The organism is Streptomyces jeddahensis, from assembly GCF_001642995.1.
Classification (GTDB): domain Bacteria; phylum Actinomycetota; class Actinomycetes; order Streptomycetales; family Streptomycetaceae; genus Streptomyces; species Streptomyces jeddahensis.
The window spans coordinates 72,523-96,406 of sequence record NZ_LOHS01000070.1 but is presented as its reverse complement, the minus strand read 5'-3'; the positions used below and the strand labels follow the sequence as shown (position 1 = coordinate 96,406).

Annotated in this window: 24 protein-coding genes; 8 read left to right on the top strand and 16 right to left on the bottom strand. The window is 70.8% G+C overall.

What is annotated here, in order from left to right; all coding sequences use genetic code 11:
- The first annotated feature begins 19 nt into the window (after positions 1–19).
- On the top strand, positions 20–1,063 hold the full coding sequence (locus tag STSP_RS12565) for an acyl-CoA desaturase (RefSeq protein WP_067276100.1): 1,044 nt from the start codon (positions 20–22) through the stop codon (positions 1,061–1,063).
- Positions 1,060–1,737 (top strand): TetR/AcrR family transcriptional regulator, encoded by a 678-nt coding sequence (locus STSP_RS12560; protein WP_067276099.1) that lies wholly within the window; start codon positions 1,060–1,062, stop codon positions 1,735–1,737. The genes STSP_RS12565 and STSP_RS12560 overlap by 4 nt, the downstream gene beginning before the upstream one ends.
- A 13-nt stretch (positions 1,738–1,750) precedes the next feature.
- On the opposite strand, the gene STSP_RS12555 is transcribed toward STSP_RS12560, so the two are convergent.
- Together STSP_RS12555 and STSP_RS12550 are read right to left on the bottom strand one after the other, a co-directional pair.
- Positions 1,751–2,374 carry a Uma2 family endonuclease gene (locus STSP_RS12555; RefSeq protein ID WP_067276096.1) on the bottom strand — a complete coding sequence of 208 codons (624 nt, stop codon included), beginning with the start codon at positions 2,372–2,374 and terminating at the stop codon, positions 1,751–1,753.
- A 228-nt stretch (positions 2,375–2,602) separates the two neighbouring features.
- Positions 2,603–2,836, bottom strand: coding sequence for a hypothetical protein (locus STSP_RS12550; RefSeq protein WP_067276095.1), 234 nt, complete (start codon positions 2,834–2,836; stop codon positions 2,603–2,605).
- A 156-nt stretch (positions 2,837–2,992) separates the two neighbouring features.
- Between STSP_RS12550 and STSP_RS12545 the strand changes: the two genes are divergently transcribed.
- Together STSP_RS12545 and STSP_RS12540 are read left to right on the top strand one after the other, a co-directional pair.
- On the top strand, positions 2,993–4,171 hold the full coding sequence (locus STSP_RS12545; RefSeq protein WP_107441276.1) for a sensor histidine kinase: 1,179 nt from the start codon (positions 2,993–2,995) through the stop codon (positions 4,169–4,171).
- Positions 4,172–4,177: 6 nt separating this feature from the next.
- Positions 4,178–4,846, top strand: a complete 669-nt coding sequence (locus tag STSP_RS12540) for a response regulator transcription factor (protein ID WP_067276089.1) — start codon at positions 4,178–4,180, stop codon at positions 4,844–4,846.
- An 82-nt stretch (positions 4,847–4,928) separates the two neighbouring features.
- Here STSP_RS12540 and STSP_RS38360 read toward each other — a convergent pair whose 3' ends face one another.
- Both STSP_RS38360 and STSP_RS38355 read right to left on the bottom strand, forming a co-directional pair.
- On the bottom strand, positions 4,929–5,297 hold the full coding sequence (locus tag STSP_RS38360) for a VOC family protein (RefSeq protein WP_067276086.1): 369 nt from the start codon (positions 5,295–5,297) through the stop codon (positions 4,929–4,931).
- A complete protein-coding gene (locus STSP_RS38355) occupies positions 5,297–6,133 on the bottom strand; it encodes a trans-aconitate 2-methyltransferase (protein WP_067276083.1) in 837 nt (278 codons plus the stop codon). Before STSP_RS38355 ends, STSP_RS38360 begins: the two co-directional genes overlap by 1 nt.
- Positions 6,134–6,276: 143 nt before the next feature.
- Here STSP_RS38355 and tamR point away from each other — a divergent pair, with 143 nt between their 5' ends.
- Positions 6,277–6,774 (top strand): MarR family transcriptional regulator TamR, encoded by a 498-nt coding sequence (gene tamR, locus STSP_RS12525; RefSeq protein ID WP_067276081.1) that lies wholly within the window; start codon positions 6,277–6,279, stop codon positions 6,772–6,774.
- Here tamR and STSP_RS12520 read toward each other — a convergent pair.
- The 4 genes from STSP_RS12520 to galT all read right to left on the bottom strand — a co-directional run bounded on the left by STSP_RS12520 (position 6,733) and on the right by galT (position 11,013).
- Entirely contained in the window at positions 6,733–7,500 is a 768-nt protein-coding gene (locus STSP_RS12520; RefSeq protein ID WP_067276079.1) for a response regulator transcription factor, read from the bottom strand. The genes tamR and STSP_RS12520 overlap by 42 nt on opposite strands.
- Before the next feature lie 311 nt (positions 7,501–7,811).
- A complete protein-coding gene (gene galK, locus STSP_RS12515) occupies positions 7,812–8,972 on the bottom strand; it encodes a galactokinase (RefSeq protein ID WP_067276076.1) in 1,161 nt (386 codons plus the stop codon).
- Positions 8,969–9,943: a UDP-glucose 4-epimerase GalE gene (gene galE / locus STSP_RS12510; protein ID WP_067276073.1), complete on the bottom strand. Its 975-nt coding sequence runs from the start codon at positions 9,941–9,943 to the stop codon at positions 8,969–8,971. Before galE ends, galK begins: the two co-directional genes overlap by 4 nt.
- Positions 9,940–11,013 carry a galactose-1-phosphate uridylyltransferase gene (gene galT, locus STSP_RS12505; RefSeq protein WP_067276070.1) on the bottom strand — a complete coding sequence of 358 codons (1,074 nt, stop codon included), beginning with the start codon at positions 11,011–11,013 and terminating at the stop codon, positions 9,940–9,942. Before galT ends, galE begins: the two co-directional genes overlap by 4 nt.
- A gap of 283 nt (positions 11,014–11,296) precedes the next feature.
- On the opposite strand from galT, the gene STSP_RS12500 reads away from it, so the two are divergent.
- Positions 11,297–12,967: a sodium:solute symporter family protein gene (locus STSP_RS12500; protein ID WP_067276068.1), complete on the top strand. Its 1,671-nt coding sequence runs from the start codon at positions 11,297–11,299 to the stop codon at positions 12,965–12,967.
- 21 nt (positions 12,968–12,988) lie between these two features.
- Positions 12,989–13,264: a hypothetical protein gene (locus tag STSP_RS12495; protein ID WP_067276066.1), complete on the top strand. Its 276-nt coding sequence runs from the start codon at positions 12,989–12,991 to the stop codon at positions 13,262–13,264.
- 31 nt (positions 13,265–13,295) lie between these two features.
- Here STSP_RS12495 and STSP_RS12490 read toward each other — a convergent pair whose 3' ends face one another.
- The 8 genes from STSP_RS12490 to rsmI all read right to left on the bottom strand — a co-directional run bounded on the left by STSP_RS12490 (position 13,296) and on the right by rsmI (position 21,872).
- The gene (locus STSP_RS12490) at positions 13,296–14,042 is read right to left on the bottom strand and encodes a helix-turn-helix transcriptional regulator (protein WP_067276063.1); all 747 of its coding nucleotides are present in this window, start codon (positions 14,040–14,042) and stop codon (positions 13,296–13,298) included.
- Between the two features lie 219 nt (positions 14,043–14,261).
- A complete protein-coding gene (locus STSP_RS12485) occupies positions 14,262–16,073 on the bottom strand; it encodes an ABC-F family ATP-binding cassette domain-containing protein (protein ID WP_067276050.1) in 1,812 nt (603 codons plus the stop codon).
- 87 nt (positions 16,074–16,160) lie between these two features.
- Positions 16,161–17,060 (bottom strand): 4-(cytidine 5'-diphospho)-2-C-methyl-D-erythritol kinase, encoded by a 900-nt coding sequence (locus STSP_RS12480; RefSeq protein WP_067276258.1) that lies wholly within the window; start codon positions 17,058–17,060, stop codon positions 16,161–16,163.
- 12 nt (positions 17,061–17,072) lie between these two features.
- Positions 17,073–17,957 carry a 16S rRNA (adenine(1518)-N(6)/adenine(1519)-N(6))-dimethyltransferase RsmA gene (gene rsmA, locus STSP_RS12475; protein ID WP_067276048.1) on the bottom strand — a complete coding sequence of 295 codons (885 nt, stop codon included), beginning with the start codon at positions 17,955–17,957 and terminating at the stop codon, positions 17,073–17,075.
- A gap of 130 nt (positions 17,958–18,087) precedes the next feature.
- Entirely contained in the window at positions 18,088–19,311 is a 1,224-nt protein-coding gene (locus STSP_RS12470) for a resuscitation-promoting factor (RefSeq protein WP_232789610.1), read from the bottom strand.
- Positions 19,312–19,444: 133 nt separating this feature from the next.
- Positions 19,445–20,323 carry a TatD family hydrolase gene (locus STSP_RS12465; RefSeq protein WP_067276046.1) on the bottom strand — a complete coding sequence of 293 codons (879 nt, stop codon included), beginning with the start codon at positions 20,321–20,323 and terminating at the stop codon, positions 19,445–19,447.
- A 27-nt stretch (positions 20,324–20,350) separates the two neighbouring features.
- Positions 20,351–20,743 carry a hypothetical protein gene (locus STSP_RS12460; RefSeq protein WP_067276045.1) on the bottom strand — a complete coding sequence of 131 codons (393 nt, stop codon included), beginning with the start codon at positions 20,741–20,743 and terminating at the stop codon, positions 20,351–20,353.
- A gap of 259 nt (positions 20,744–21,002) precedes the next feature.
- Entirely contained in the window at positions 21,003–21,872 is an 870-nt protein-coding gene (gene rsmI, locus STSP_RS12455) for a 16S rRNA (cytidine(1402)-2'-O)-methyltransferase (RefSeq protein ID WP_067276043.1), read from the bottom strand.
- A 117-nt stretch (positions 21,873–21,989) separates the two neighbouring features.
- On the opposite strand from rsmI, the gene STSP_RS12450 reads away from it, so the two are divergent.
- Positions 21,990–23,729: a dolichyl-phosphate-mannose--protein mannosyltransferase gene (locus STSP_RS12450; protein ID WP_067276041.1), complete on the top strand. Its 1,740-nt coding sequence runs from the start codon at positions 21,990–21,992 to the stop codon at positions 23,727–23,729.
- The last annotated feature ends 155 nt before the right edge of the window (positions 23,730–23,884 follow it).

Below are 23,884 nucleotides of genomic sequence, written 5' to 3'. Positions count from 1 at the left end.
ACCCCACAGGGGACGCCCCATGACCACAAGCTCCGATGTGATCCGCGACGCCCCGCAGCAGGCGGCGTCAGACAAGAACGGGACCCCACTCCCGTCCGCCACGCTCGGTGGTGAGCAGAAGCGGTCGATCGAGCAGATCACGCTGCTGCTGTTCATCACCGTCCCCTTCCTGGCCCTGCTGGCGGCGGTGCCGCTGGCCTGGGGCTGGGGCGTGAGCTGGCTCGACCTCGGCCTCCTGGTCTTCTTCTACTACCTCGGGTGCCACGGCATCACGATCGGCTTCCACCGCTACTTCACGCATGGCTCGTTCAAGGCCAAGCGCCCCCTGCGCATCGCGCTGGCGATCGCGGGTTCGCTGGCCGTGGAGGGCCCGCTGGTGCGCTGGGTGGCCGATCACCGCAAGCACCACAGGTTCTCAGACGCGGAGGGCGACCCGCACTCGCCCTGGCGTTACGGCGAGACGGTCCCGGCGCTGATGAAGGGCCTGTGGTGGGCTCATGTCGGCTGGATGTTCGATGAGGAGCAGACGCCGCAGGACAAGTACGCGCCGGACCTGATCAAGGACAAGGCGATCCGGACGATCTCGCGCCAGTTCATCCTGTGGACCGCCGTGTCGCTGTTCCTGCCCGCGCTGATCGGCGGTCTGGTGACCATGTCCTGGTGGGGCGCCTTCACGGCGTTCTTCTGGGGCTCACTCGTGCGGGTGGCGTTGTTGCATCACGTGACGTGGTCGATCAACTCGATCTGCCATGCGGTGGGCAAGCGGCCCTTCAAGTCCCGTGACCGCTCGGGCAACGTCTGGTGGCTGGCCGCGCTCTCGTGCGGCGAGTCGTGGCACAACCTCCACCACGCCGACCCGACCTCCGCCCGGCACGGGGTCGAGCGCGGCCAGATCGATTCGTCGGCCCGCATCATCCGCTGGTTCGAGCAGCTGGGCTGGGCGTATGACGTGCGCTGGCCGTCGAAGTCCCGTATCGCATCGCGCCGCAAGCCCGGCGCCGATGTCCCCGCCCGGACCGAGACCGACTCCCGCCGCAAGGCAGAGGCCACCGACCGGGCATGATGGTCCGCGTGGCGACCGACTCCAGCAGCACCCCGAGCAACGAGAAGCCGCGGCGCACGCGCCGTACCCGCATGACCGGTGCCGAACGCCGTCAGCAGCTGCTGGAGATCGGCCGCACGCTGTTCGCCGACAAGGGTTTCGAGGGCACCTCGGTGGAGGAGATCGCGGCCCGCGCCGGGGTCTCGAAACCGGTCGTGTACGAGCACTTCGGCGGCAAGGAGGGGCTGTACGCGGTGGTGGTGGACCGCGAGATGCGCCGCCTCCTCGACATGGTCACCGGTTCCCTCACCGCCGGCCACCCCCGCGAGCTGTGCGAACAGGCCGCCTTCGCCCTCCTCGACTACATCGAGGAGTACACGGACGGCTTCCGCATCCTGGTCCGCGACTCCCCCATCCCCCAGTCGACGGGCTCCTTCGCCTCCCTGATCTCCGACATCGCCACCCAGGTCGAGGACATCCTGGGCCGCGAGTTCAAAAGCCGCGGCTTCGACCCGAAGCTGGCCCCGCTGTACGCCCAGGCCCTGGTCGGCATGGTCGCCCTGACGGGCCAGTGGTGGCTGGACGTCCGCAAGCCGAAGAAGGCGGAGGTCGCGGCGCACCTGGTGAACCTGGCGTGGCACGGTCTGGACGGCCTGGAGCAGAAGCCGCGGCTTATAGGGCACCGGAAGAACTAGACCCTGCGGGTCTTCATGCCTTGGTGATCACCTCACCGATGGCAAAGCCCTCGGCGGGCCCGCTGGGGATGATCGCGTCCGCCCCATACGGGACGCGGTGCTCGTCCTCGTACTTGGCCTTCGCCGGATTGGGCGTGGTCAGCACGAGTACGGCACCGTCCTCATCGAAATCGTCGATGATCACATAGACGGGGATTCCCGCGCGGGCGTACTCGCGGCGCTTACGGACCCGGTCGCGCTCGATATTGCGGCGGCCTGGTGAGACGACCTCGATGACCAGCACCACGCCTGCCGCGTCGACACCGAGGTCCTCTTCGTCGGGGATCTCGTCGAGGTCCTCGGGACCGACGAAGATATCGGGGATCCACGATTTGCGGCGATGGATGACGTTGGCGTCCTGGTGCGCAACATAATCACGACCCGCCAGATGGGCGTCCAACGCCCGCCGCGTACGGCTGATGAGCACGGCATGACGACGACGACCGGTGGGCGACACCTCGATGGCTCCCTCGATGATCTCGGCGCGATAGCCCTCGGGGAGCTCCATGGCCTTCCAGGTCTGCCACAGGATCTCGTCGAGTTCGGAGACCGACTCGTCCTCCACCACCGGGATCACCTCGTGCGCGAGAGCAGTCATCAAGAAGCACCTCCTCCTTCAGTCTGGGCGCGGGCGCCACTGCGGCACAAGCGACACGGGGACGCTACGGAGCGGCCGCGCTGCTGCCCTCCGGAATCCGGCCTGATCATCAGAAAGGGTGAGGGAGCCCTTGTCAGTCGGCCGCCGGCCGGTCGACTTCGATTCGGTCGCCCCATCGACCGGGAGGTGGGCTACGCCGCGCTCCGGCGGAAGCTCAGTGGTTCATCCTCAGCCCCGCCGGGTGATCGAGTCGCCGGCCGCGCCTACCACGAGGCCAAGGGCGATCATGGCGACGTAGCTGTAGATCTCGTAGCCGTCGGGGGCGAGGAAGCGGACGAAGCCCATGAAGTGGATCCAGCCGAGCCACTCGTGCAGGAGGCCGAACCCGCCGCCGGTGACCAGGACGAAGCAGAGCAGGCCCGTCAGGGCCGCAAGGGGGGACTTCGGGGTGTTGGAGGCCATGGCCCGACGGTAGGCGGGCGGTCCCGAGCGGCGGACCGGGCTTTGGGCGGCCGGATGGTGACCGAAGGCGGCCGTCGGCGCCGCGGAGTCGTACTTAAGTATCTGGTCGCTGCTCGGATGCCCGGTCGCAGGCGGGTCCCGCGTAGATTGCCTGGCATGCGCCTTATCCACCGCACCCGCCGGGACTGGGCCGCCGACCTGGGGTTCTTCCTCTTCGCCGCCTGCTTTGCCGCCGTCAGCTCGCAGTCCGTGCCGGTCGCGGAGGACCTCAGCCCCGTGTGGCGGGCGGCCGATCAGGTGGTGGGCGGGCTGGGGTGCGCGGCGGTGCTGCTGCGGCGGCGCTGGCCGGTGCCGCTGGCGGTGGCGCTGCTGCTGGCGGGCACCCTGGCCCACTACCTGACCGGTCCGGCGCTGGTGGCGGTGTTCACGGTGGCCGCGACCCGGCCCTGGCGGGTCACGGGGTGGGTGGCGGCGCTGGCCTTCGCTCCGCTGCCCGCCTTCCTGTGGCGGCTGCCGGAGGTTCCCGAGGACCGGGCGGGATCGGGGCTGACGTACTTCGCACTGATTGCCGGGGCCATCGGGTGGGGGCTGTTCCGGCGGTCCCGGCAACAGCTGATCGACTCGCTGCGAGAGCGCGCGGAACTGGCCGAGGCCGACGCGGAGTTGCGGGCCGAGCGGGCCCGGCGGGAGGCGCGGGAGGAGATCGCCCGCGAGATGCACGACGTGCTCGGGCACCGACTGTCGCTGCTCAGCGTTCACGCCGGGGCGCTGGAGTTCAACACGGGCGCGCCCCGCGCGGAGGTCGCGCGGGCCGCCGGGGTGATCCGTGACAGCGCCCACCTGGCCCTGCGCGACCTACGGGAGGTTGTCGGGGTGCTGCGCGGTGCGACGGAGGACGAGCGGCCGCAGCCCGAACTGGCCGATCTCGCCCGGCTGGTGGCGGAGGCACGGGCGGCCGGCGCCCGGATCGAGCTGACCGGGCCGCCGGACGGACCGGCGCCACCCCCCGTGGTGGGGCGGACGGCATACCGGATCGTGCAGGAAGCGCTGACCAACGCGCGCAAGCACGCGCCTGGCGCGGCGGTCGCGGTACGCGTGACCGGAAGCCCGGCGGACAGGCTGGCGGTGGAGGTCCACAATGCACTGCCGCCCGGGCCCGCTCCGGGTACGACGGGCCGAAGCAAAGGCGGCGGACAGGGACTGATCGGGCTGGCCGAACGGGCCCGGCTGGCAGGCGGTGAGCTGAAGGCCGGCCCTGCCGACGGCCGGTTCCGGGTCATCGCCTGGCTACCCTGGCCTGCGGCAGACACCGCGTCCGCCGCAGGGAACACATGAGGAAGGATGGCGCAGGTGATCCGCGTTCTGCTCGTCGACGACGACGCGATCGTGCGGGCCGGTCTGCGCCTGATGCTGGGTGGTGCCTCGGACATCGAGGTGGTCGCGGAGGCCGCCGACGGGGCGGAGGTACCCGCGCTGGTCGCCGCCCACAGACCCGGCCTGGTGCTGATGGACATCCGGATGCCGGGCGTCGACGGGCTGGCCGCCACAGAGGCACTCCGGTCCCGGCCCGGGGCTCCCGAGGTACTGGTCCTGACGACTTTCCACACCGATGCGCACGTACTGAGGGCACTGCGCGCCGGCGCGGCCGGGTTCCTCCTCAAGGACACACCGCCGCAGGGCATCGTCACGGCCATCCGGACGGTGGCGGCGGGGGATCCGGTGCTTTCCCCCGCTGTCACCCGCCGCCTCATCGAGCAGGTGGCGGACGACTCCGGTCAGGACAGGCGAGCCGCCGCCAGGGCTCGTCTGGCATTGCTGGGCGAACGTGAGCGTGAGGTGGCCCGGGCAGTCGGGCGCGGCTGTTCCAACGCCGAGATCGCACGCGAACTGCACCTCGCGCTGCCGACGGTGAAGGCGCACGTGTCACGCATCCTGACCCGGCTGGGTCTCAACAACCGCGTTCAGATCGCTCTGCTGGTCCACGACGCGGACTCGTCGGAAGACAGCTGAGCCACCGTCGTCGGGCCGCGATGCCGCTCAACGGCGCGTCCCGTACGACATCGGTTCGGCATCGGCATCACGTCCGCCGCCCTCAGTCGGCTGTGACCGGCTCCAGGAACTCCAGCCGGTTGCCCACCGGATCCTCGGAGTAGAAGCGCCGGTGGCCCGGGAGGTCGTCGTCCCAGGCCACCTCCGCCCCGCGGTCCGCGAGGCGGGTCGCGTACGACTCGATGTCGCGTACGCGCAGCCCGGGGTGGGCCTTCTTCGCGGGCCGGAAGTCCGCCTCCACGCCCAGGTGGAGCTGCACCTGCCCCGCCTGGAACCAGCAGCCGCCCCGAGCCGCCAGCACGGGCGGTTTGGGGATCTCCGTCATGCCGAGGACGTCCACGTAGTAGGCCCGCAGCGCGTCCTCCGAGCCAGGTGGCGCAGCCAGCTGTACGTGATCGACCGCCACCAGCATCAGGCGTCCGCCGTCCGCGCCACCGCGAAAAGCCTCCGGAACGCGAAGACCGTGCCGTGTGGCGTTGCCGGGTACGCCTCGCGGAGCAGGCCGCGGTACTCGGCGACGAATGCCTCCGTGGCCGCCGAGTCGTCCGCCAGGGCCGTGAGGACCGGGCGCAGGCCCGTGCCCTTGACCCAGTCCAGGACCGGATCCTCGCCCTGGAGGAGATGGAGGTACGTCGTCTCCCAGACGTCCGCCTCGCAGCCCAGAGCCACCAGCCGCTCCAGGTAATCCGACGATGACAGCACCGCGTCCCCGTGCCGCAGGACCCCGGCCAGCCGGTCCTTCCACCTCGCCGACTCGGCCATCTCCCGCATCAGTACGTGGCTGGGCGCGTCGAAGTTGCTTGGCACCTGGAAGGCCAACGTGCCGCCGGGGACGAGTCCGGCGATCCAGGACGGGAAGCACTCGGCGTGGTCCGGCACCCACTGGAGCGTGGCGTTCGAGATGATCAGGTCGTACGGCTCGTCCGGTGAGGGTGCCCACGTCGTCGCGTCCGCCGGAGCGAAGTCGAGGCGGCCGCCTCCGGCGGTGGGTCCGGCCAGCGGCTCGGCGCGGGCGAGCATCTCCGGCGAGTTGTCGAAGCCGGTGATGTGGGCCGCGGGCCAGCGGTCCGCGAGGAGACGGGTGACGTTGCCCGGGCCGCAGCCCAGGTCGGCGATGCGAGGCGGGCGTCCGGCGGCCTCGGCGGGGAGGTCCGGCACGCGGGCCAGCAGATCGACGAAGGGCCGGGCGCGGTGGCCCTCGTGGCGGAGGTACTGGCGCGGATCCCAGACGGGGCCGGAAGTGGCCATGGCGGATCCTCCTTGCCGCCGACCTGCGCGGGGTCGGCACAGCCGGGCGGCCGGAGGCTTCCGGGCGCCATACGCCATCGTCACGCGCTCGATATCTTGACGTCAAGAGACTTCATGTCGACAGACCCTCTACACTTGATCTCATGGAGGACGAGGTCGATCGGCTGGTCGCAGCGTGGCGCCGGGAGCGCCCTGACCTCGACGTGGAACCGCTGGAAGTACTCAGCCGGGTGAGCAGGCTGTCCCGGCATCTGGACCGCGCCCGCCGCCTGGCGTTCTCCGAGCACGGTCTCGAGCCGTGGGAGTTCGACGTGCTGACGGCGCTGAGGCGCGCCGGAGCGCCGTATCAGCTGTCGCCCGGGCAGCTGCTCACGCAGACCCTCGTGACGTCAGGGACGATGACCAACCGCATCGACCGGCTCACGAAGAAGGGCCTCGTGGAGCGGCTGCCGGACCCCAGCGACCGGCGCGGTGTGCTCGTGCGGCTCACGGACGAGGGCCGCGACCGCGCCGACCAGGCGCTCGCCGGGCTGCTCGACCAGGAGCGCGCGATCCTCAGCGAGCTCTCCCGCGCACAGCGCACCGAACTGGCCGCGCTGCTACGCCAGTTGACCGCCCCGTTCGACAACATCCCCGGCTAGGTCGACGGGTCCCACACCGGCCCGGCGCGCCAGCGCCACCGCCGCCAGCGTCGAGTGCACGCCCAGCTTCCCCAGCACGTTCTGCATGTGCGTACGCACCGTGTGCGGGGAGAGGAAGAGCCGCTCGGCGACGGCCTTGCGGCCCAGGCCCGCGACCATGCAGCGCAGCACCTCGCGCTCGCGCGGGGTGAGGGACTCCACGAGGCGCTCGCTCTCCGTGCGGTGCTTGCGGGCCGCCGTCAGCTCCCGCAGCACGCCCGTGAGCAGGGCGGGCGGCAGGTGCGTCTCGTCGCGCAGTACGCCGCGGATGACGGTGAGCAGCCGGGACAGCGAGCAGTCCTTGGCGACCCATCCGGAGGCGCCGGCTCCCAGGGCGAGCGCGGCGCGGCGCGGGTCGTCCTTCTCGGCGAGCACGACCGTACGCACCCCGGGCTGGGCCGAACGGACGCCCGCGACCAGCGAGATGCCGTCGACCAGGCCATCGGCGTTGCCCTCCTGGACGGGCACGGCGGGGCGTCCGCCCGGCACCATGCCTCCCAGGTCGGCGTCGACGAGCAGTACGTCGAATCTGCGGCCCTCCGCTGCGGCCCGCTCCAGGCAGCGCAGTGCGGCCGGGCCGCTGCCGGCCGCCGAGACGTCGACGTCCGGCTCGGCGGCGAGCGCCGCGGCGAGCGACTCGGCGAAGATGCGATGGTCGTCGACGACCAGGACTCGGATGCGAACCACTGAAACCCCCTTCCCCAAGCTCCTTGAGGAGCAGGGGAGAACGATCGTCGGGGGACGGTCGGCGCAGGTACGGCGCCCGGAGCAAAGGATCATCGCAGCAGCACGGCCGCCGCCGTGCTTGCACTGCTACCCCACTCCGGGCGTCGTACCCGACTGTCTCGCCCCCTGATCAGCACCGGCCCCCACCGGCGCTGCCATCAGGGTACGGGCGGGCGGCAGGCGCGGAAGGAATTTCGCAAAACTGGGCGGCCAGCGCGTTTTTGGTGAGCCGTATGTTCGTACGGGGACGGGAGTCGACAGACCGTGACCGCTCAGCGGACCCGGCGCGCCCCCGCCGAGGGCACCGCCGGGAACACCCGCGGCGCCGTGTAACCGGCCGCCGCGAACGCCTCCAGGACCGACTTCGTCACCGTCTCCGCGTCGGACTCCTCGACGAGGACGATCGCGGAGCCGCCGAAGCCGCCGCCCGTCATGCGGGCGCCCAGCGCTCCGGCCGCGTTCGCCGTGTCGACGACGAGGTCCAGCTCGGGGCAGGAGATCCGCAGGTCGTCGCGGAGCGAGGCGTGGCCCTCGGTGAGGACCGGGCCGATGGCGCGCACGTCACCGGCGTCGAGCAGGGCGATGACCTGGTCCACGCGGTGGTCGTCGGAGACCACGTGGCGTACGTAGCGGCGGACCCGCTCGTCGTCCAGCTCGGCCAGGGCCGACGCCAGGTCGTCGTACGCGATGTCGCGCAGGTGCGAGACGCCGAGCGCCCGCGCGCCCGTCTCGCAGCCCTCGCGCCGCTCGGCGTACGCACCGTCGCCGAGCGCGTGCTTCACGCGGCTGTCGACGACGAGCAGCTGCAGGCCGTGCGCGGGCAGGTCGAAGGGGATCTGACGGATCGACAGGTCGCGGCAGTCCAGGTGCAGGGCGTGGCCCTCGGTGCCGCAGGCCGATGCCATCTGGTCCATGACGCCGCAGGGGACGCCCACGAAGTCGTTCTCGGCGCGCTGGGCGAGCTTCGCCAGCTCGGGCCGGGACAGGCCGAGTTCGAACAGGTCGTTGAGGGCGAGGGCGGTGACGACCTCGAGGGCCGCCGAGGACGACAGGCCCGCGCCGGTCGGCACGGTCGAGGCGAGGTGGATGTCCGCGCCGGTGATGGCGTGGCCCGCGCCGCGCAGCACCCACACGACGCCCGCCGGGTACGCGGCCCAGCCGGTGTCCGTGCCGGGCTGGAGCTCGTCGACGCGCAGCTCGACGACGGGACCGTCGATGTCGGCGGAGTGCAGCCGCAGCACGCCGTCGTCGCGGCGGGAGACCGCGGCGACGGCGGTGTGCGGGAGCGCCAGCGGCATCACGAACCCCTCGTTGAAGTCCGTGTACTCGCCGATCAGGTTGACCCGGCCCGGCGCTGCCCACACGCCGTGCGGCGCGGCCCCGTACAGCTCCTCGAAGCCCTCGGCGACAGTCGCCGCGACGCTCTCGCTCACGATCCGCTCTCTTCCTGACGTGCCTGCGCGAACGCCCAGGCGTCGGCGACGATTCCCGCGAGGTCCGCGCGGGACGGGTTCCAGCCGAGGCGCTCGCGCGCCGTCTGGGCGGAGGCGACCAGGACGGCCGGGTCGCCGCCGCGGCGCGGGGCCACGACCTCGGGGATCGGGTGTCCTGTGACCTGGCGGACGGTCTCGATGACCTCGCGGACCGAGAAGCCGTTGCCGTTGCCGAGGTTGCAGATCAGGTGCTCGCCGGGCGTCGCGGCGTCCACCGCCAGCAGATGCGCCTCGGCCAGGTCGGCGACGTGGATGTAGTCGCGGATGCAGGTGCCGTCGGGCGTCGGGTAGTCGTCGCCGAAGACGGAGATCGCGTCGCGCTTGCCGAGCGCGACCTGGAGCACGAGCGGGATGAGGTGCGACTCGGGGTCGTGCCGCTCGCCGTACGCGCCGTAGGCACCGGCGACGTTGAAGTAGCGCAGCGACACGGCGCCGAGGCCGTGTGCGACCGCCTCGCTGGTGATCATGTGGTCGACGGCGAGCTTCGACGCGCCGTACGGCGACGTGGGCGCCGTCGGGTCGGACTCGGTGATCGGCGTGTTGACCGGCTCGCCGTACGTGGCCGCGGTCGAGGAGAAGACCAGCTTGCGGACGCCCGCCTCGCGCATCGCGCCGAGCAGCGCCATCGTGCCGCCGACGTTGTTGTCCCAGTACTTCTCGGGCTTGATCACCGACTCGCCGACCTGCGAGAACGCGGCGAAGTGCAGCACGGCGTCGTAGGTGGAGTCCAGCCACTTGCCGGCGTCCCGGATGTCGCCCTCGATGAAGGTCGCGCCCGCCGGGACGCCCTCGCGGAAGCCGGTGGAGAGGTTGTCGAGGACGGTGACCTCGTGGCCCGCCTCGAGGAGGTGCTGGGCCACCACGCTGCCGACGTAACCGGCGCCTCCGGTGACCAGGTACTTCCCACTCATGAACTCGCTACCTCTCGCAGTCGCTGGGCCGCGGCCTCCGGCGGCACGTCGTTGATGAACACGTTCATGCCGGACTCGGAACCCGCGAGAAACTTCAGCTTGCCGGAAGTGCGGCGAATGGTGAAAAGCTCGAGGTGAAGCGCGAAGTCGTCACGGCTGACTGCTGCGTCTCCATCGAATTCCTCCAGCGCGCTGAACGGCGCCTGGTGCCAGGCGGCGATGTACGGCGTCGGCGGCTCACCCTCACCGAAAATCCGGTCGAAGCGCCTCAAGAGTTCCAGATAGACCTTGGGGAACTCTGTGCGCGCCGCCTCGTCGAGCCCGAGCAGGTCGGGCACGCGCCGCTTCGGGTAGAGGTGCACCTCGTACGGCCAGTGGGCGGCGTACGGGACGAAGGCCACCCAGTGCTCGCCCTCCAGGACGATCCGGGAGCCATCGGCCTGCTCTCGCTCGACGATGTCGTCGAACAGGTTGAGACCGCCGGTGGCCTCCTTGTGCGCAGCGACCGAGCGCAGCATCAGGGCCGTACGCGGGGTGGTGAAGGGGTAGCCGTAGATCTGGCCGTGCGGGTGGCCGAGGGTGACGCCGATCTCGGCGCCGCGGTTCTCGAAGCAGAAGACCTGCTCGACGGACGGCAGGTTCGACAGCTCGGCGGTGCGGTCCGTCCAGGCGTCCAGGACCAGCCCGGCCTGCTCCTCGGTGAGGTCCGCGAAGGACGCGTTGTGGTCGGACGTGAAGCACACGACCTCGCAGCGGCCGGAGTCACCGGCGAGCGAGGGGAAGCGGTTCTCGAAGACCACGACGTCGTAGGAGGAGTCGGGGATCTCGCTCAGCCGGTCGCCCTCGGACGGGCACAGCGGGCACTCGTCGGCCGGCGGGTGGTAGGTGCGGCCCTGGCGGTGCGAGGCGATGGCGACGGAGTCGCCGAGGAGCGGGTCGCGGCGGATCTCCGACGTGGTGGAAGTCGGATCGAGCGGCCGGCGGTCCACTGCATCGCGTACGACGTCGTCACGCGAGTCGTAGTAGACGAGCTCACGACCGTCGGCGAGCCGGGTCGAGGTCTTCTTCACTTGCGGGCTCCTCAGCACACCCATCAAACAGAACTACACATAACAAACCACAATGCAACAGCAGCGTCAATGGGTGTACAGGACGACCCAAGGAGCCACACAGACGCGACTCACCGCAGATGAGGTACGAGTTACGAGGTGCATGCATGCACCACGGACATTTCAGACAAAGCCGTGAGCTCGCTCACAATCAAACAGAGAACTTCAACAAAAGTATTCAGATCTTGAAAGATTCGGCGTAGGTTTCGGCGAGTTAAGTTCGCGCAACGAAGCGAGTTCCCCCATGCATTACCTCGCCGACGGGCTCCGGCTCCCCACGAACGGGCTCGATTACACGATCCTGGCGATCTACTTCATCGTCGTTCTGGGCATCGGCTTCGCCGCCCGGCGCTCCGTGAAGACCAGCCTCGACTTCTTCCTCTCGGGCCGTTCGATGCCCGCCTGGATCACCGGCCTCGCCTTCGTCGCCGCCAACCTCGGCGCCACGGAGCTCCTGGGCATGGCCGCCACCGGCGCCCAGTACGGCGTCGCCGTCGTGCACTGGTACTGGATCGGCGCCATCCCGGCCATGGTCTTCCTGGCCCTGGTGATGATGCCGTTCTACTACGGCTCCAAGGTGCGGTCCGTCCCCGAGTTCCTGCTCCAGCGCTTCGACAAGTCGGCGCACCTGCTGAGCTCGATCCTGTTCGCGTTCGCCTCGATCCTGATCGCCGGCGTCAACCTGTACGCCCTCGCGATCGTCGTCGAGGCGCTGCTCGGCTGGCCGCAGTGGGTGGCGATCGTCGTCGCGGGCTTCCTGGTCCTCGCGTACATCACGATCGGCGGTCTGTCCTCGGCGATCTACAACGAGGTGCTGCAGTTCTTCGTGATCCTCGCCGCGCTCATCCCGATCACCATCCTCGGCCTGAAGAAGGTCGGCGGCTGGGACGGCCTGACCAGCTCGCTGCAGCAGAGCCACGGGGACAACTTCCTCACCGCCTGGGGCGGTACGGGCATCGGTGAGGCCAACGCGCTCGGCGCCAACTGGCTGACGATCGTCCTCGGCCTCGGCTTCGTGCTCTCCTTCGGCTACTGGACGACCAACTTCGCCGAGGTGCAGCGCGCCCTGTCCGCGAAGAACCTGTCCGCCGCCCAGCGCACCCCGCTGATCGCCGCGTTCCCGAAGATCTTCGTGGTCTTCCTGGTGATGATCCCGGGTCTCGTCGCCGCCGTCCTCGTCCCGAAGATCGGCACCGCCGGCTCGGACCTGACGTACAACGACGCGATCCCCTACCTGATGCAGGAGCTGCTGCCCAACGGCGTGCTCGGCATCGCCGTGACCGGTCTGCTGGCCGCCTTCATGGCGGGTATGGCGGCCAACGTCTCGTCGTTCAACACCGTCTTCACGACCGACATCTGGGCGAAGTACGTGGTCAAGGACCGCGACGACACCTACTACGTGAAGTTCGGCCGCCTCATCACGGCGATCGGTGTGCTGGCCTCGATCGGCACGGCGTTCCTGGCGTCCAGCTTCTCCAACATCATGGGGTACCTGCAGACCCTGTTCTCGTTCTTCAACGTGCCGATGTTCGTGGTCTTCATCATCGGCATGTTCTGGAAGCGCGCGTCCATGAAGTCCGGCTTCTGGGGCCTGATCGCGGGCACCGCGGCCGCGATGGTGAACTACTTCGTCATCTACAAGCAGGGCATCGTCGACATCCCCACCGACCAGGGCGCCAACTTCGTCTCCGCGATCGCCGGTTTCGTCGCCGGTGCGGTGGTCATGGTCGCCGTCTCGCTCTTCACCAAGCCGAAGCCGGAGGCCGAACTGGCCGGTCTGGTCTACGGCACCCGCTCCCCCGGCATGGAGGAGCTCCCCGAGAAGGGCGACGACGCCTGGTACCGCAAGCCGGCCCTGCTGGGCTGGGGCGCCATCGTGATCGCCGCCGCCTGCTACATCCCCTACTCCTTCTGACCCGATCGGAGGCACTGAATCATGTCTGACCTGCAGCGCGAAGTCTCCGAGCTGGAGAGCAAGTCGGCGACCGCCGCCCGTCTCTTCGACCTCCGCCGGATCATCGGCTACCTGTTCCTGGTCTACGGAGTGATCGTCACGATCGCCGGGCTCAACCCGTCCGAGGCCGACCTGGCCAAGGCGGACGGTGTCCACATCAACCTGTGGACCGGCATCGGCATGCTCGCCCTGGGCCTGTTCTTCCTGGTCTGGGTGAAGCTGCGCCCGACGACGGTGCCGACGCCGGACGAGGAGTAGTCCCCGGCAGTCGCCTGGACGGGGCCGGAGTTCACTGCGCTGACGGTGACTCCGGCCCCGTCGGCGTATCCAGGGCACGCGGTGCACCGGGCGGGTTCGGCACGATGCCCGGCGCCGGGCCCGCGCGGTCCAGCAGCCCGGTGCGCGCCGCGAGCGCCGCCGCCTCAAGGCGCGAACCGACCCCGAGCTTCATCAGCACCCGCTGCACATGCGTACGCGCCGTGCTCGTCGCGATCCCCATCCCCGCCGCGATCAGCCGGGTGTCCTCACCGTCCGCGACCCGCACCAGCACCTCGATCTCACGCGGCGTCAGCATCTCAAGCAGCCGCTGCCCCTCGTCGTCCGGCTGGGCCGCCGGATTGAGCAGCTCGCTGAAGGCGCCGTGCAGCAGCTGCGGCGCCACCGCTGCCTCCCCCGCCCGCGCCTTCATGATCGCCCGCTCGACGCCCTCGATCCGCTCGTCATGCCGTACGTAGCCGGAGGCGCCGGCCGCGAAGGCCGCGGCGATCCCGCGCGGCGACGGCACGGGCCCCAGGACCAGGACGGCCACCTGCGGCCGCTCCCGCTTGATCTTCACCACCGGGTCGAAGATTCCCGGTTCCGCAGGCGTCGCCGTACCGATCAGACACACCTCCGGCGCCCTGCTGATGACCAGCTCCGCCGCCCCGGCCGCGGGCGCGGCGGCGGCGAGCACCCGGTGCCCGCGCAGCTTCAACGCCGATGCGAGCGCCTCGGCGAGCAATCGGTGATCGTCGACCACCATGAGACGCACACCCATCGAGAACCCCCCAGTTCCCCCCACTGATCCCCCCACGGATCCGGAGGCCCCCCGGTCTCCGTTCATCGGAAGCTACACGCTTGTTCGACGTCGCGCGCCCCCTACTGGGGAAAGTGCCCCGGAATGCGGAAATCCCACATCCACCGGTGACGAGGCGAGAACAAGCAGGACACGGGAGCGGCCCCGCTCCCGGGGAGCGGGGCCGTTCGGCGTACTTCGTCAGGCGTTCTCCGCGAGCTCCAGCCAGCGCAGCTCCAGCTCCTCGCGCTCGCCGACCAGTTCGCGCAGTTCAGCGTCGAGGCCGGCGACCTTCTCGAAGTCCGTCGCGTTCTCCGCGATGGCGGCGTGCAGCTTGGACTCCTTCTCCGAGATCCGGTCCAACTGACGCTCGATCTTCTGGAGTTCCTTCTTGGCGGCGCGGGCGTCGGCGGCCGAGACAGTCTTCTCCTGGGGAGTCGACGGCTGGGGAGCCGGGGTGGCCGCTGCGGCCGCCTCTGCCATACGGTGGCGCCGCTCCAGGTACTCGTCGATGCCGCGCGGCAGCATCCGCAGCGTCGCGTCGCCGAGCAGCGCGAACACCCGGTCCGTGGTCCGCTCGATGAAGAACCGGTCGTGGGAGATCACGATCATCGAGCCGGGCCAGCCGTCGAGGAGGTCCTCGAGCTGGGTGAGCGTCTCGATGTCGAGGTCGTTGGTGGGCTCGTCGAGGAAGAGGACGTTCGGCTCGTCCATCAGCAGGCGCAGCAGCTGCAGCCGCCGCCGCTCACCGCCGGAGAGGTCGCCGACCGGCGTCCACTGCTTCTCCTTGCCGAAGCCGAACGTCTCGCAGAGCTGGCCCGCGGTCAGTTCGCGGCCCTTGCCGAGGTCGACCCGGTCGCGCACCTGCTGCACTGCCTCAAGCACCCGCCAGGTCGGGTCGAGCTCGGCGACCTCCTGGGAGAGGTAGGCGAGCTTCACGGTCTTGCCGACGACGACCCGGCCGGCCGCCGGCTGCTGCTCGCCGTCCGAGCGGGCCGCGTCCGCCATGGCCCGCAGCAGCGAGGTCTTGCCCGCGCCGTTCACGCCCACCAGGCCGATGCGGTCGCCCGGGCCGAGCTGCCAGGTCAGATGCTTCAGCAGCACCTTCGGCCCGGCCTGCACGGTCACGTCCTCGAGGTCGAACACGGTTTTGCCGAGCCGGGAGGACGCGAACTTCATCAGCTCGCTGCTGTCGCGCGGCGGCGGCACGTCCGCGATCAGTTCGTTGGCGGCCTCGACGCGGAACCGCGGCTTGGACGTACGGGCGGGGGCGCCGCGCCGCAGCCAGGCGAGCTCCTTGCGGACGAGGTTCTGCCGCTTGGCCTCCTCGGTCGCCGCGATGCGCTCGCGCTCGGCCCGCGCGAAGACGTAGTCGGAGTAGCCGCCCTCGTACTCGTAGACCGTGCCGCGCTGGACGTCCCACATGCGGGTGCAGACCTGGTCGAGGAACCACCGGTCGTGCGTGACGCAGACGAGCGCCGAGCGGCGGGCCTGCAGATGGGCGGCGAGCCAGGCGATGCCCTCGACGTCGAGGTGGTTGGTGGGCTCGTCGAGGACGATCAGGTCCTGCTCGGCGATGAGCAGCTTGGCGAGCGCGATGCGCCGCCGCTCGCCACCGGAGAGCGGGCCGATGACGGTGTCCAGGCCGCGCTCGAACCCGGGCAGGTCGAGGCCGCCGAAGAGGCCCGTCAGGACGTCGCGGATCTTGGCGTTGCCCGCCCACTGGTGGTCGGCCAGATCGCCGATGACCTCGTGCCGCACGGTCGCCTCGGGGTCGAGCGAGTCGTGCTGCGTGAGTACGCCGATGCGGAGACCGCCGCTGTGCGTGACGCGCCCGGTGTCGGCCTCCTCCAGCTTGGCGAGCATCCGGATCAGCGTGGTCTTGCCGTCGCCGTTGCGCCCGACGACACCGATCCGATCCCCCTCGGAGACGCCGAGGGACACGCCGTCGAGCAGTGCACGGGTGCCGTACACCTTGCTGACTGCTTCGACATTGACGAGATTGACCGCCATTTCGCTCCTGCTCCGGGGGATCGACCGACTTCCCAGAGTACGGGTGCGACGGACCGCGCTGACCGCTCGCCCTCGCCACAGCCTTTGTCAGAGCACCGTGGCCCCGGGTGCCGGGGACACCGCGACCCGTGCCGTACGACAGGTGGCGGAGGCGATCAGCGCCTCCGCCACCGCCGTCGCCGACTCGGCGTCCTTCGTCAGGAAGGCGGTCGTCGGGCCGGAGCCCGAGACCAGCGCCGCCAGGGCACCGGCCTCCGTGCCCGCGCGCAGGGTCTCGGCAAGCGACGGGCGCAGCGACAGCGCGGCAGGCTGAAGGTCGTTGGCGAGGGCGGCGGCGAGCGCGGAGGGATCGCCGGTGCGCAGCGCCTCGAGCAGGGCGGGCGATGCCTCGGGCTCCGGGACGGCGACGCCCTCCGTGAGCCGGTCGAACTCCGCGTACACCGCCGGGGTCGACAGCCCGCCGTCCGCGACCGCGAACACCCAGTGGAAGGCGCCGCCCACCTCCAGCGGCGTCAGCAGCTCGCCCCTTCCACGGCCGAGTGCGGCCCCGCCGACCAGGCTGAACGGCACGTCGCTGCCCAGCTCGGCGCAGATCGCGAGCAGGTCGTCGCGGGGCGTCTCGGTGCCCCAGAGTGCGTCGCAGGCGAGCAGGGCGCCCGCGGCGTCGGCGCTGCCGCCCGCCATGCCGCCCGCGACGGGGATGTCCTTGGCGATGTGGATGTGCACGCCGGGTTCACCGAGCCCGTGGCGGGCGGCGAGTGCGATGGCCGCCCGGGCCGCCAGGTTCGTACGGTCGAGCGGCACCTGGTCCGCGTCCGGGCCCGAGCACGTCAGCCGCAGACCGCCGTCCGACGGCTCCACCGTCACCTCGTCGTACAGCCCGACCGCGAGGAACACGTTCGCCAGGTCGTGGAAGCCGTCGGAGCGCGGGGCTCCCACCGCCAGCTGGACGTTGACCTTGGCCGGCACCCGTACGGTGACGCTCACGTTGCCCTTCACTTACGCGCTTCCCTCGTTGTCCACAGGCTGCTTGTTCTCCGCGATCCGCGCGAACTCCTCGACCGTCAGCGACTCGCCGCGCGCCTGCGGCGAGACACCCGCCGCGACCAGCGCCGCCTCGGCCGCCGCGGCCGACCCGGCCCAGCCCGCCAGCGCCGCCCGCAGCGTCTTACGGCGCTGGGCGAAGGCCGCGTCGACGACAGCGAAGACCTCTTTCTTCGAGGCCGTGGTGGCGAGCGGCTTCGGCCGCCGTACGAGGGACACCAGGCCGCTGTCCACGTTCGGCGCCGGCCAGAACACGTTGCGTCCGATGGCGCCCGCCCGCTTCACCTCGGCGTACCAGTTGGCCTTGACCGACGGCACGCCGTACACCTTCGAGCCGGGCGCGGCGGCGAGCCGGTCGGCGACTTCCGACTGGACCATGACGAGCGTGCGCTCGATGGTCGGGAAGGTATCGAGCATGTGCAGCAGCACCGGGACGGCGACGTTGTACGGAAGGTTCGCGACGAGGGCGGTCGGGGCCGGGCCCGGCAGCTCGGTCACGTGCATCGCGTCGCTGTGGACCAGCGCGAAGCGGTCCGCCTTCGCGGGCATGCGGGCGGCGATGGTCGCGGGGAGCGCGGCCGCCAGGACGTCGTCGATCTCGACGGCCGTGACGCGGTCCGCCGCCTCGAGCAGCGCCAGTGTCAGCGAGCCGAGGCCCGGGCCGACCTCGACGACGACGTCGTCCGGGCGGACGTCCGCGGTGCGGACGATTCGGCGGACCGTGTTGGCGTCGATGACGAAGTTCTGGCCTCGTTGTTTGGTCGGGCGTACGCCCAGGGTGGCGGCCAGTTCGCGGATGTCGGCGGGGCCTAGGAGGGCGTCGGGGTGGGGCGTGCTCACCGCCCCAGGGTACGTGGGCCCTCCGGGGGTGCGGATTGCTTGGGTGCCCTATCGCTTCGGGGCACCCGTCGTCGTGGTGTTGTGCCCACCCGTTCCGCCCTGCGGAACGATTGCCCACGACGGGACACCACTATCGATACAAGCGGCGGCCGCAGTGGGGCCAGGGGTTGGTGCCTCGGCTTACGTAGAGTTTTTTGGCCCTGTACGTCTGTTCTGCGGGGGTGGCGTCCTGGGGGCGGCCCGTGCCGCCGACCGAGCGCCAGGTGCGGCGGTCGAACTGGTAGAGGCCCCCGTATCTGCCCGACGGGTCCACCACGCGGGGGCGGCCGCCCGACTCGCACCGGGCGAGTGCGTCCCAGTTGAGGCCCTCGGCGCCCTCGACGGACGTGGGCAGCGCCCGGGTGCCGACCCTCACGAGCCGCGTCTCGGGTGCCCGCAGTACCTCGGACCTGACCGGCCGGGGCTGCTGCCTGACGCCGTTGACGGTGCGCAGGGCGTAGGTGACCCGGCGCGTGCCCTGCCGCCCGGCCCGCTCCACGACCTCCGTGCCGCGGAACAGCGTGGGGTCCGAGGTCTTCTCCACCTCGAACGGGATGGGCTCCTCGCGCACCTCCCGGCCCCCGGTGACGCGCAGGACCGTGATCCTCTGGCCGTCGTACGGGAAGCTGCCGGGCGCCGCGGACGTGGTGTCCTCGCCGCTCAGCCGGATCCCGGCCTTCTCGACGGCCTCGCGGACCGTCGCCGCGTTCGTGGGGAAGGTCCACTCCAGCCCGTCGGCCATGATCGTGACCGTACGTTTCGTGCGTACGTCGAGCCGCAGGCCGCGTCGGCCGATCGGCTCGGAGCGGGAGGCGGAGAGATACGCGCCCTCCGCTCGCACCCTGAGCTGGCGGAGGGCTTCGTCGACTGTCCCTGCCGTCGTCCAGAGGCTGCGCCGCTGTCCGTCGAGAGTGAGGTGCATCAGCCGGCCGAAGCGGACGACGACCTCGTCGCCGCCGGACAGCGCGGTCGAGGGTGCGGGCGCCACGATGTCGTGGTCGCCGACGTCCAGCCCTTCACCGGCGAGCAGCTCGCCGACGCTGTCGGCGAAGGTGTGCAGGGTGCGCGGTCGCCCGTCGACGGTCAGCTGGACCACCTTGTCGTCGGCGACGAACGCGGTGGTGCCGCCCGCCAGTAAGGCCACGACGAGCGCCTGCGGCACGATGCGGCGCAGCGTGTCGTGCCGTTCGGCTGCCTTCCTGTGGCGCGCGGCGTGCCGGGCCGCCACGCGTCCGCCGAGCCGCGGGCCGCACCGGGCCGCGGATTCGGCGCATCCCCCCGCCGTACCGTACGTCTCGTCCTGCGCATTGCTCACGTGACGCTCCAGGGGTCCTGATCGGGGTCAGAACCTAACCGAGCATCGTCACTCTCCCAAGCAACGCGGATACGCGGTGTCGCGGCCGTGGCGAACGATGTCGTGCCGGGAGACGGGACCGGCGAACCGTCCGTCAGTAGCCGAACGCCCGGGCCGTATTGGCGGATACGGCCGTCGCCAGGACGTCCTCGGAGACGCCCTTCACCTCCGCCATGGCGCGCAGAGTGAGGGGAATCAGATACGGCGCATTGGGCCGTCCGCGGTACGGGGCGGGGGTCAGATAGGGGGCGTCGGTCTCCACGAGCACCAGCTCCAGCGGGGCGACGGCGAGAGCGTCGCGCAGCGGCTGGGCGTTCTTGAAGGTGACGTTGCCGGCGAACGACATGAAGTAGCCGTTCTCGGCGCAGATCCGGGCCATCTCGGCGTCGCCGGAGTAGCAGTGGAAGACCGTGCGCTCGGGCGCGCCCTCCTCCTTGAGGATGCGCAGCACGTCGTTGTGGGCGTCGCGGTCGTGGATGACGAGGGCCTTGCCGTGGCGCTTGGCCATCTCGATGTGGGCGCGGAAGGACTTCTCCTGCGCTTCCTTGCCCTCGGGCCCGGTGCGGAAGTAGTCGAGGCCGGTCTCGCCGACGCCCCTGACCTGTGGGAGCGCGGCGAGCCGGTCGATCTCGGCGAGCGCGTCGTCGAGGGCCGCATCTCCTCCCCCCTGCCGGGCGCCCTGCCTCGACCAGCCGTCCGGGTCACCGTGGACGATGCGCGGCGCCTCGTTCGGGTGCAGGGCCACCGTCGCCCACACGCCCTCGTATGCGGCCGCCGTCTCCGCCGCCCACCGCGAGCCGCGGATGTCGCAGCCGACCTGGACGACCGTGGTCACGCCCACCGACGCGGCCTTGGCGAGGCCCTCCTCGACCGTGCCGGACTGCATGTCGAGATGGGTGTGCGAGTCCGCGACGGGCACCCGGAGCGGCTCCGGGAGCGGAGGAGCGGCGTCTGCGTCGGCTTTCGAAGGCATGCCCCCGATCCTACGAAAGGGGATCGGTCAGCCGGCCTTGCGGTGGAACGCGTGCAGCAGATCGGAGAGGTGCCAGTGGTGCTCCTTGGGGGCGCCGGGGACGCTCTCCTCGCCGGCGGGATCCGGCTGCTGCGGGACGTGGTTGCGCCGCATCGACTCCAGTACCGAGGACACCTGCCCGGCCCGCATGATCCGCACGATGTGGCCGCCGCAGTTCTGGCAGGTGGGGCTGGTCAGCGGTGAGGGGACCCGCTGCCCGTCGACCATGTACATCAAGAATTCAGTGCCGTCCGCGTCGAAGTGGTGCTCCAGGACGTACGACTGCTCCCAGCCGTGTCCGCAGCGCATACAGGCGAACGAGTACGACTCGTGGACGACGGGGGCCGTGGTGTGGTGGCCGGTCCCTGCTATCTCACTCATGCCAGCTCCTCTTGTCCGATGGACAAGCAATTCCGGCACTCCCGGAAGCGGCGAAAAATCCCCGCATCCGGGGGTGGGGGGACGGGTGCGTCCCCTCACACCAGTGGACGCCCTTCCCGGCGCGCGTGCACGAGACCTGTCAAGTGTTGGGGCGGTTTTGGCCGTTCCATGGAGAAAGCGCCTGGTGCGCGGCTTGCGCTTTGCCCTGCGGCTTGGCCCTTTGCCCGTTCATGAGGTCCGGTTCATGAGGCCCGGTTCATCAGGTCCGCCGATCCGCGTTCTTCGCCGCGACCACGGCATCGAAGACCTCGCGCTTGGGCACCCCCGCCTCGGCCGCGACCGCGGCGATCGCCTCCTTGCGCCGCTCCCCCGCCTCCTCGCGCACCCGCACCCGGCGCACCAGCTCGTCGGCGTCGAGTTCCTCCGCGCCCTTCTCGGGCGCGCCCTCGACGACGACGGTGATCTCCCCGCGTACGCCCTCGGCGGCCCACGCGGCGAGCTCGCCCAGCGACCCGCGCCTGACCTCCTCGTACGTCTTGGTGAGCTCCCGGCACACGGCGGCGCGGCGGTCCGCGCCGAAGGCCTCGGCCATGGCGGCGAGGGTGTCGTCGAGCCGGTGCGGCGCCTCGAAGTAGACGAGGGTCCTGCGCTCGTCGGCGACCTCCTTGAGCCGCGAGAGCCGCTCGCCCGCCTTGCGCGGCAGGAAGCCCTCGAAGCAGAACCGGTCGACGGGCAGCCCGGACAGCGCGAGCGCGGTGAGCACGGCGGACGGGCCCGGAACCGCGGTGACCCGGATGTCCTTCTCGACGGCGGCCGCGACCAGCCGGTATCCCGGGTCGGACACGGACGGCATGCCCGCGTCGGTCACCAGCAGCACCCGCGCCCCGCCCACTAGGGCCTCGACGAGCTCGGGGGTGCGCGCGGACTCGTTGCCCTCGAAGTACGACACGATCCGCCCGGTCGGCTGGACGCCGAGCGCCTGGGTGAGCCGCCGCAGCCGCCGGGTGTCCTCGGCCGCGACGACGTCCGCGGAGGCCAGCTCCTCGGCGAGCCGGGGCGGCGCGTCGGCCACGTCCCCGATGGGCGTTCCGGCGAGTACGAGAGTGCCGTGGGGGCTGGTTCCTGTCACCGTTCCATCCTCGCAGGGGCCCGCCGGGCCCGGCCGGTCAGGCCTGAATGCCGACCGGTCGGGCCGGATCAGGCCCGTCCACGGGTGTCGCACAGAACGGTTCCCTACGATGGCGCGGTGACCAGTACCGCGTCCTCCACGGACACCCGGCAGGGCCAGGCCACCGACCAGCGACCGCCGTCGTGGCAGCTGCGGCTGCGCCGATTCGGCTACGCACCGCGGACCGCGACCGACGTCCGCGACCGGCTGGTGCCTCCCTACACCCGGCCCAGCCCCCGCCTGTGGGCTGCGCTGGGGGTGCCGAAGGACCTCGCGGACCTGCTGGTGCGCTGGTCGGCGTGGCTGGGCCCGCTGCTCGTCACGCTCGTCGCGGGCCTCATGCGGTTCTGGAACCTCGGCAGCCCGAAGGCCGTGATATTCGACGAGACCTACTACGCCAAGGACGCGTGGGCGCTCATCCACCGCGGGTTCGAGGTGAACTGGCCCAAGGAGGCCAACGACCAGATCCTGCAGAACGGCGATGCGATCACCCTTCCGTCGGACGCGGCCTATGTCGTGCATCCGCCGGTCGGCAAGTACGTCATCGGCATCGGCGAATGGCTGTTCGGGTTCGACCCGTTCGGCTGGCGGTTCATGACGGCCGTGCTCGGCACGCTGTCCGTGCTGATGCTGTGCCGTATCGGGCGGCGGCTCTTCCGCTCCACGTTCCTCGGGTGCCTGGCCGGCGCCCTGATGGCCGTGGACGGCCTGCACTTCGTGATGAGCCGCACCGCGCTGCTCGACCAGGTGCTGATGTTCTTCGTGCTGGCGGCGTTCGGCTGCCTCATCGTCGACCGCGACAGGGCGCGGGCACGGTTCGCCGCCGCGCTGCCCGTCGGCCCCGACGGCACCGCGCGCCCCGACACCGGGATCGCCGAGTCGCTGCGGCACGGCTGGCGGCCGTGGCGGCTGGCGGCCGGGCTGTGCCTGGGACTGGCGCTCGCCACGAAGTGGAACGGCCTGTACATCCTGGCCGCGTTCGCCCTGATGTCCGTGTGGTGGGACGTGGCCGCGCGCCGCGTCGCGGGTGCCGAGCGGCCGTACACGGCCGTGTTCAGGCGGGACCTGGGCTGGGCGTTCCTGTCGACCGTGCCGGTCGCCGTGGCGACGTATCTGCTGTCCTGGCTGGGCTGGATCCTCTCGCCGGACGACGGCACCGGCGGGTACTTCCGCAACTGGGCGGCGACGGACGGCAAGGGCGGCAGCTTCACCTGGCTGCCGGACTGGCTGCGCAGCCTGTGGCACTACGAGCACGAGGTGTACGAGTTCCACGTCGGCCTGAGCTCGCCGCACACGTACCAGTCGAACCCGTGGAGCTGGCTCGTCCTCGGCCGTCCCGTCTCGTACTTCTACGAGGACCCGATGCCTGGCAGGGACGGCTGCGCCGCCGACGCGGGAGAGAAGTGCGCCCGCGAGGTCCTGGCGCTCGGCACGCCGCTGCTGTGGTGGGCGGCCTGCTTCGCGATCCTGTACGTGCTGTGGCGCTGGTTCTTCCGGCGCGACTGGCGCGCGGGCGCGATCGCATGCGGTGTCGCGGCCGGTTATCTGCCGTGGTTCATGTACCAGGAACGGACCATCTTCTTCTTCTACGCCGTCGTCTTCGTGCCGTTCCTGTGCCTGGCCGTGGCGATGATGATCGGCGCGATCCTCGGGCCACCGGGATCGTCGGAGCGACGGCGGGTCGTGGGCGCGGCGGCCTCCGGCGTGCTGGTCCTGCTCATCGCCTGGAACTTCATCTACTTCTGGCCGATCTACACCGGCCAGCCGATCCCGATGGATTCCTGGCGGGCGCGGATGTGGCTGGACACCTGGATCTAGCTGGGATGAACACGAAGGCGCTGAAGGTCATCATCTGGACTGCGCTGACGGTGATCGGGGGAGCCGCTGTGGTCGTCGTCGCCGGGATGCTCCTCCTCGCGATGCTGGCATTCAGCGCCGACTGAACTGCGTGCAACATCCAGCAACTCACGTGC